This window comes from Streptomyces sp. NPDC001858 (genome assembly GCF_053594615.1).
The window spans coordinates 68,353-76,872 of record NZ_JBSFEV010000044.1; the positions used below are offsets into that span (position 1 = coordinate 68,353).

The 8,520-nt window shown below is 68.5% G+C and carries 4 protein-coding genes; 2 read left to right on the forward strand and 2 right to left on the reverse strand.

The features are described from left to right. Positions 1 to 258 precede the first annotated feature (258 nt). Together ACWCPF_RS38835 and ACWCPF_RS38840 are read left to right on the forward strand one after the other, a co-directional pair. The gene (locus tag ACWCPF_RS38835) at positions 259 to 1,308 is read left to right on the forward strand and encodes a winged helix-turn-helix transcriptional regulator (protein WP_451049842.1); all 1,050 of its coding nucleotides are present in this window, start codon (positions 259 to 261) and stop codon (positions 1,306 to 1,308) included. Between the two features lie 260 nt (positions 1,309 to 1,568). Next, on the forward strand, positions 1,569 to 2,681 hold the full coding sequence (locus ACWCPF_RS38840) for a transcriptional regulator (RefSeq protein WP_451049843.1): 1,113 nt from the start codon (positions 1,569 to 1,571) through the stop codon (positions 2,679 to 2,681). A 95-nt stretch (positions 2,682 to 2,776) separates the two neighbouring features. Here the strand turns inward: ACWCPF_RS38840 and ACWCPF_RS38845 are convergent, their stop codons facing one another. Continuing rightward, positions 2,777 to 3,259 carry a flavin reductase family protein gene (locus tag ACWCPF_RS38845; protein ID WP_451049844.1) on the reverse strand — a complete coding sequence of 161 codons (483 nt, stop codon included), beginning with the start codon at positions 3,257 to 3,259 and terminating at the stop codon, positions 2,777 to 2,779. 59 nt (positions 3,260 to 3,318) lie between these two features. Continuing rightward, positions 3,319 to 8,484, reverse strand: a complete 5,166-nt coding sequence (locus ACWCPF_RS38850; RefSeq protein WP_451049845.1) for an amino acid adenylation domain-containing protein — start codon at positions 8,482 to 8,484, stop codon at positions 3,319 to 3,321. Positions 8,485 to 8,520 lie beyond the last annotated feature (36 nt).

Genomic DNA, 8,520 nt, shown 5'->3' on the forward strand with positions numbered 1-8,520 from the left:
ACAGCCCTGCGCTGCGGGGGTACGGGGGTTCGGCGTGCTCGGAAAACCGTTGGCTGCGCCATGCCGTTTTGACGGCATAGTCGCGTTTACAGTCGACCGCGATATCAACCGCAATACTATCGCTTTCGTGCACTCCGCCCGATGTCTCGTACGACACCCCTCAATTCACCCATGCGCCCCCGCGCCTCATGGGTGATTTTTTTGTGTCGATTCACAGGTTCCGCACTCCTGCACCCACTACACCAAAAGGGGGATGGTGTGGAGAAAATAGGTCCCGGATCGAATAGAGCACACCTTGATTTGGCGAGCGCCTCAGCCAATGCCGACGGCGGTACGACAGACCCGCCCGAGAAGTATGTGGAGTTGCCGATATATCTCTTACAATTCGGCGACTCACCGCGTCTGTCGGGCCAGGACAAAAAATACACGGAACAACTCGCGGAGAGCGAGACGCCACTTCCTCCGATCCTGGTGAACCGGCGCACCATGCAGGTCGTCGATGGCGTGCATCGCGTCCTTGCCGCCATCCTCAAAGGGCGGCAGACGATCGAGGCAATTCTCGTGGACGTTTCACGGAATGACGCCTTTCTGCTCGCCGTCGAATCCAATACACGGCACGGTCTGCCGCTGTCGCAGGCAGACCGGCGAGCGGCGACGGCGCGGCTCATCGCCTCGCATCCCCACATGTCCGATCGCAGCATCGCGCGGGTGTCCGGCCTCGGGGCGAAGAGCGTGGCGGCCATCCGGCGTTCAACTGCGTCCGGGACGCAGTTGAACGCCCGCGTCGGCAAGGACGGCAGGGTTCGGCCGGTGGACCGGGCGGCAGGTCGGCAGCGGGCGGCGGAGCTGATCGCCCGGAATCCGAGAGCCTCCTTGCGGGAGGTGGCCCGGCTGGCTGGAATCTCACCGGCTACGGTGAGCGATGTCCGAAAGCGGCTGCTCGCAGGTGAGAGCGTCGTCGACGAGTCGATGCGGTCGGCCGGCGTCGCTCCCGAGCTGTCGGCGGAGCAACGGCAGGACTGGCGCCGGCGCCCACGGGACACGTCGGCTTCCCTGCTGGAGCCGCTGCTGCACGATCCCGCCGTCCGCAACGCGGAACTGGGGCGACGGCTGCTGCGTCTGCTGCAGTTGAACGTCATCGGAATGCACAAGTGGTTCGAACTGGCCGGTGCCGTTCCGCCGCACTGCGATGCCCTGGTCATCGCTCTGGCGCGGCAGAACGCGGACACCTGGCGGGAGTTCGCGCGTGCACTGGACAAACAAGAAAACCCTTCCCCTCAAGAGGACCGGGCGGCCCCGGCGAGTTGAAGCGGTGTCCGCGCCGGCCAACCGGTGCGGACACCGTCCTCAGGGCCGCGGGCCGCCGGGTGAAGTCGATCACCTGACAGCGTGAACCGCAGGTCAACACCCATGCCGGACATCGAATTCAAGGCTGCTCAACGGCCCGTCGACCCGCCGTCGCAAAACCGGTCCAGGCATCGTCGTAAAGGACCGCGGGCACTGGACAGCGCTTACCTGACGTGTGACATTGGGGCCGCCCTCCCGCGAAATGGCCGCTGCCCCGCGAGGTGATCTCATTGAAGCAGCTCGGCACCGCTACCACCTCCACCACTGCCCCGATGCAGTCGCAAACCAGCCTGACGGAATGGACACAGACAAGCCATTTCCAACCCGACAAGGAGGTGGTCACCGTCGCGATAGCGGCGTTACACATGGGAGAATCTCCCCGCATCGCAGGGCAGGATCAAGAACATATCGTTCGATTAGCGGAAACGGAAGGTCAACTTCCGCCCATAGTCGTCAATAGACGCAATATGCAGGTGGTGGACGGGGTGCATCGCGTCTTCGCCACCATCCTGCGCGGCGAGGCGAAGATCAGAGCAGTCTTCTTCGACGGCAGCACGGAAGACGCCTTTCTCTGTGCCGTCCAGGCCAATATCGCCCACGGCCTTCCGCTGTCACTCGCGGACCGCCGCGCCGCCGCTGAGCGGATCATCCTCTCGCACACGCATATATCGGATCGCGCGATCGCCCGCGCCGCCGGTCTCGGAGCCAAGACGGTTGCCGCCCTCCGCCGCCGCCTGGCCCTGTCCGCACCACAGGCGCAGACCCGCGTCGGCATCGACGGCAAGGCCCGCCCGCTGAACAGCACCGCAGGACGACTGCGTGCCGCCCAGGTACTGGCAGAACGCCCGCAGGCGTCGCTGCGCGAGGTCGCGAGGCTCGCCGGGGTATCGCCCACGACGGTGAGTGACGTCAAGAGACGGCTGGCGGTCGGCAAACCACCGGTGGGAGCGCTGCCCCCCGCACCCGAGGCGGACACCGACGCCGGACCGGCCTCGAAGGAGACGGCGCAGCCACAGACCGCACCCGAGAGCGGCACCGACACCGGACCGGCCCCGGAAGAGTCCGAGCGGCCGCAGAGCCAGCGCCGTGCGGTGCCGGCGCCGCTCGACCCCGGCCACGCCTTGGAGAAACTGCTGCGCGATCCCTCGCTGCGTCAAAAGCAGCTGGGCCGCGAGCTGCTGCGACTCCTTCACCACAACGCGATTGTCGTGAAGGAGTGGCCGGAGCTAATGGCCGCAGTGCCCGACCACTGCACAAGGACGACGGCTGACCTGGCACGGCAGTACGCCGAGAGCTGGATGAAGTTCGAGGAGAAGGTACGCGCCGCCGAATGAGCCCGAAGGGCCGCCTCGGCCCGGCGGCGCTCTGTTGACGGTGCAGCGCGGCGCGGGCTGATCTCCGTCCGCCCACCGCCTCGGCGGGAGCCCCGTCACGCCTGCCGCGACCATTGGCTGTACTGCCGGAACCCGTACAGCAGCGCGCTCTCGGTGCGGAACCGTTCGATGGCGCGCACGGCTCCGAGGACGATCACATGGTCGCCGGCGGGATAGGTGCGGTCGACGGTGCAATCTCCGACGGCGTGCGCCGCCTCCACCAACGCCGGGCTCCGCGTATGCTCGGTCGGCCGCCACAGCACCCGGTCGAACCGGTCCGGCGCGCCCGACGCGAACAACGAGGCGACCCACTCGGCCTCCCCGTGCAGCAGATTGACCGCGAACGCGCCACTGGCGAGGACGGCCCGCAGCGTCGGGCTCTGCGCGCGCAGACAGACGAGCAGGGTCGACGGGTCGACGCTGAGGCTGCACAGCGCGGAACAGGTCATGCCCGACGGCACGGCGGGGCCGTGCTGAGCCGCGACCACCGACACACCCGTCGGGAACGATGCCATCATCTCGCGGAAATCGGCCTTCATCGGCTCCGTCCTTCTTCGCCCGCTTCCCACTCCCGTTCATGGATGTTCATGAATCGGCGTCAGGTCAGTTCTCGCCGCATGGGTCGCAAGGCCGGTCGATCCGACTTCTTCGTGCCGAGCTGTCCGGCGAGCATCGTCACGGTCGGCGCCTCGAAGAGCACCTGGATGTCCACTTCCACTCCGAGGGCGACTCGGATCCGGGAGATGAGACGCACCGCGAGCAGGGAATGCCCCCCGAGATCGAAGAAGTTGTCGTCCAACCCCACCGCATCGATGTCCAGAACCTGAGCGAACGCTTCGCACAGCGCCTGCTCGACCGGTGTCGTGGGTGCGCGCCGGACGTCGGCAGTGACCGCGGTGGGGGCGGGAAGCGCGCCGCGGTCGAGCTTGCCGCCAGCGGTCAAGGGCATCTCGGCGACCGCGACCACCGCCGTGGGCACCATGTGGTCGGGCAGGCGCTGCGCAACGAACTTCCGCACAGAGGCCGCCAGTTCACCGTCCACGTCCTCGGAGCCGTCGTCGGCGGGCACGATGTAGGCGACCAGCCGCCGGTCGCCAGGGGTGTCTTCGCGGGCCGTCACCGCCGCCTGGGCCACGCCGGGGTGGCCGCGCAGCACACTCTCCACCTCTCCCGGCTCGATCCGGAACCCGCGCACCTTGACCTGGTCGTCGGCTCGGCCCACCAACGCGATCCGGCCGTCGCCGAGCCACTTCACCAGATCGCCGGTCCTGTACATACGCTCGCCCGAGCCGAACGGACACGCCACGAATCGCTCCCCCGTCAACCCGGGTCGGCTCACATACCCCCGGGCCAGCGCAGCGCCGGCCACGTACAGTTCGCCGACCACGCCGACCGGCACCGGGCTCAAACCACCGTCCAGGACGAAGAGTCGCGTATGGGCGATCGGCGTACCGACCGGCACCACCCCGCTGCCCATCGAGTCTCGGGTCAGCTCCGTGGTGGCCACCCCGATGGTCGTCTCGGTCGGCCCATAGTGGTTGAACACCCTACGGCCGCCGGCCGCCGCCGCGTCGAGCAGCTCGCCGAGCCATTCCGCCGGCGCCGTTTCCCCACCGAGCACCAGCGACCGCGCGGGCAGCAACCGCTCGATCCCCGTCCCGGCCGACAGCGCCATCAGATGCGACGGCACCGCCTTCACATGGTCGATCTCGTGGGTGGCCAGATAGTCGGCCACCGCAGCCGGGTCGACCACCGCAGCCTCGCCCAGCACATGCAGCTGCCCGCCGGTGACGAGACTGGCGAACACCACCGTGTTTCCGAGATCCGTCACCTGAGGCTGCAGCAGCCCGTACCGCAGCCCCGCACCGGACCACGCCAACCGGGCCGAGACGCTGTCCACGTAGTTCGCCAGCGAGCCGTGGGTCACCGCCACGCCCTTCGGCACGCCCGTCGACCCCGATGTATAGATCACATAGGCCAACGCCTGCCCGGCCACGCTCACCTCGGGGGGCGAGTCCTGGCATCCGGCCAACACCGCGCTCACCGCCGGGTCGTCGAGCGCCACCACCCGCACCCGCCCGACCGGCAGATCGTCGATCACGTCCTCGACGCTCACCATCAGGCTCGCCCGGCTGTCGGCCAGCATGAACGCGATACGGTCCACCGTCAGTCCCGGATCGACCGGCAGGTAGGCCGCCCCGGCCTTCCAGACGCCGAGGATCGCGACGATCATCTCGGCGCCGCGCGGCAGGCACAACCCGACCACCGACTCCGCGCTCACCCCGTGCTGCCGCAGGTACCACGCGAGCCGATTCGCCCGTCGGTCCAGCTGCCCGTAGGTGAGACTCTCGCCTTCGGCCACCACCGCGACCGCGTCCGGTGCCGCCGTCACCCGCTCCCGGAACATCTCGGCGACGGTCGCAGCCGACAGCGGTCCGGCGGTGTCGTTCCAGCCGTGCAGCACCAGGTCCCGCTCGGCCGGCTCCAGCACCTCCACCGTGTGCAGTCGGCCCTCCGGCGCCGCCGTGACCACGTCCAGGACGTGCACGAACCAGCGGACGATGCGCTCGACGGTCGCCGTGTCGAACAGGTCCGCCGCAGCGGTCACCGCGCCACGCAGCCCGGCCGGACGCCCGTCGGCGTCGAACGTCTCGCCCACCAGAACGTCCAGGTCGAACTTCGCCGCCTGTTTTCCGGCGAACAGCGCGGACGCCTCGATGCCGGTCAGCTCCGGCGCGTCGTCGGAGGCCTGCCCCGGGTACACGGGGTTCACCATGGTGAGGATCACCTGGAAGAGCGGATGGCGGGCCAGCGAGCGGGACGGCGCCACTTCCTCGACCAGTCGTTCGAACGGCACATCCTGGTGTGCCAGGGCTCCCAGCATGGTTTCCCGCACACGGGCCAGCACCTGCCGGAACTCGGGATCACCCGACAGATCGGTGCGGATCACCAACGAGTTCACGAAGCAGCCCACCAGGCCGTCCAACGCGTCGTCGGTACGCCCCGCGACCGCCGATCCGATCGGGATGTCGGTACCCGCGCCGAGCCGGGAGAACAGCACGGCCAACGCCGCCTGCAGCACCATGAACGCGGTCACACCCTCGGCACGGGCGAGCTCCACCAGCCGCTGATGCACCTCCGTCGGCACCCGTACCGGCACGCTGTGCCCGAGATGGCTGGTCACCGCCGGACGCGGCCGGTCCGTCGGCAACGCCAGCTCCTCCGGCATCCCGGCCAGCGCTTCCCGCCAGTAGGCGACCTGGGCCGACAGAAGACTGTCCGGATCGGCCTCGCCCCCCAGCAGCTCCCGCTGCCACAACGCGTAGTCGGCGTACTGCACCGGCAACGGAGCCCACTCCGGCGCCTCACCTCGTAGCCGTGCCGTGTACGCCTCCGACAGGTCCCGCGCCAGCGGACCCATCGACAGTCCGTCGTCAGCAATGTGATGCAGCACCAGCACGAGCACCCGCTCGGCGGAAGAGACCTCGAACAGCCAGGCCCGTATCGGTATCTCCGTGGTCACGTCGAACGCGTAGCGAGTCACTCCGACCACGGCACCGGCCAGCTCTGCCGAGGCAAGCGCCTCGATCGAGAGGTCGGTCAGCGGCTCCACGACGGTCATGGTCGTCGGCGGCAGATGCTGCAACTCGGTGGTGTCCGGGAAGGGCAGCTCCGAATGGTGAGGACGGCGGTTGGGAACGACTGTCATCGCCCAGGTCAGCTCGTCCGGATCGACGATCTGCTGGTAGGGCTCGCCGTCGACGGCCGGGAACACCGTGCGCAGCGACTCGTGCCGCCCGAGCACGTCGCGCCACGCCGCGTCCAACGCCGCCACGTCCAGCTCGCCGATAAGCCGCAGCACCATCGGGACGTTGTAGGTCGGGTTCGGCCCCTCCAGCTGACCCAGGAACCACATCCGGCGCTGTGCGAACGACAACCCCACACGCTCCGGACGCACCCCCGCGCGCAGCGCCAACCGCGCCCGCCCCACGCTCGATCCGGTCAGCCAGTCGACCAGGCCGGCCGGCGTCGGGGCCTCGAACAACACCGGCAGCGGCAACTCCACGCCCAACAGCGCCCGCACCCGCGACACCAGCCGCACCGCCAGCACCGAGTGCCCACCCAGCCGGAAGAAGTCGTCGTCCATCCCGACCTGGTCGATTCCCAGCACTTGCGCGAACGCCCCGAGCAGGATCTCCTCCTGCACCGTGACCGGGCCCCGGCCCGCACCCACACTCACACCCGCCGCATAGTCCGGCGCCGGCAACGCCCGACGATCCAGCTTCCCACTCACCGCGAGCGGAAGCCGCTCCAGGACCACCACCGCCGCCGGCACCATGTACTCCGGCAACCCCCGCCCCGCAAACTCCCGAACCTGCTCCGGCAGGTCCTCGGCGGACGCATCCGCATCGGCCGCCACCACATAGGCCACCAGACGCCTGTCCCCCGGCGCATCCTCCCGAACGACCACCACAGCCTGACCAACCTGCGGGTGGCCCTGCAGCACGCTCTCGATCTCACCAGGCTCGATCCGGAAACCCCGGACCTTCACCTGCTCATCCGCCCGACCCACGAACACCAACTGCCCGTCCGGCAGCCACCTCACCAGATCCCCGGTCCGATACATCCGCTCACCCGCCGCGAACGGACACGCCACGAACCGCTCCGCCGTCAAACCCCCACGGCCCACATACCCCCGCGCCAACTGCGCACCCGCCACATACAGCTCACCCACCACACCCACCGGCACCGGCCCCAGACCCCCGTCCAGCACGAACACCCGCGTATTCGCAATCGGCCGACCGATCGGCACCGACACACCCACCACATCACCCACCGACACCTCACACACACAACAACCCACCACCGTCTCCGTCGGCCCATACTCATTCACCACCACCGAACCCGGCACCCGCTCCCACCACGAACGCACCACCGCACCCGACAACACCTCACCCCCCACCACCCACCTCCGCGCACCACCCACCAACCGCTCACCCGACACAGACTCCGACAACAACGCCAAATGCGCCGGCACCACCTTCACCAACCCGAACCCACCCCCACACCCCAACAAACCCACCAACCCCTCAACACCACCACCCACACCATCCACGGCACCCATCACCACCGCAGACCCCGACACCAACGGCACCAACACACTCGTCACCGCCAGATCGAACGCCAACGACGAATGCAACGGCACACCCCCACCCACCCCCACCCCATACGCACCCACAGCCCACCCCACATAATTCGCCAACCCCCCATGCGTCACCGCCACACCCTTCGGCACCCCCGACGACCCCGACGTATACATCACATACGCCAACCCCGCCCCACCCACCACCACCGACAGCGCCGATTCAGAACACGCGGCGATCTGCGCAGCAGTCACCCGGTCGTCCAGAGCCACCGCACGCATGTGAACCTCAGGCAGCTCGTCCAGCGTGTCCTCCGTCGCCAGCAGCAACACCGCTCCGCTGTCCGCCAACGCGAACACGATCCGCTGTGTCGGATGCCGCGGATCGATCGGCAGATAAGCCGCCCCCGCCTTCCACACCGCCAACATCGCAGTGACCATCTCCACGCCGGACGGCAGACACAACCCCACCACCGACTCGACACCCACACCCTGAGCCGTCAGATAACGCGCCAGCCGATTCGCCGCCGCGTCCAACTCCCGATACGACACCTCCACCCCGTCCGCGACCACCGCCACCGCATCCGGAGTCCGCACCACCTGGCGCTCGAACAACTCCACCACAGCGGCACCCGGACCCTCCGCCGCAGTGTCGTT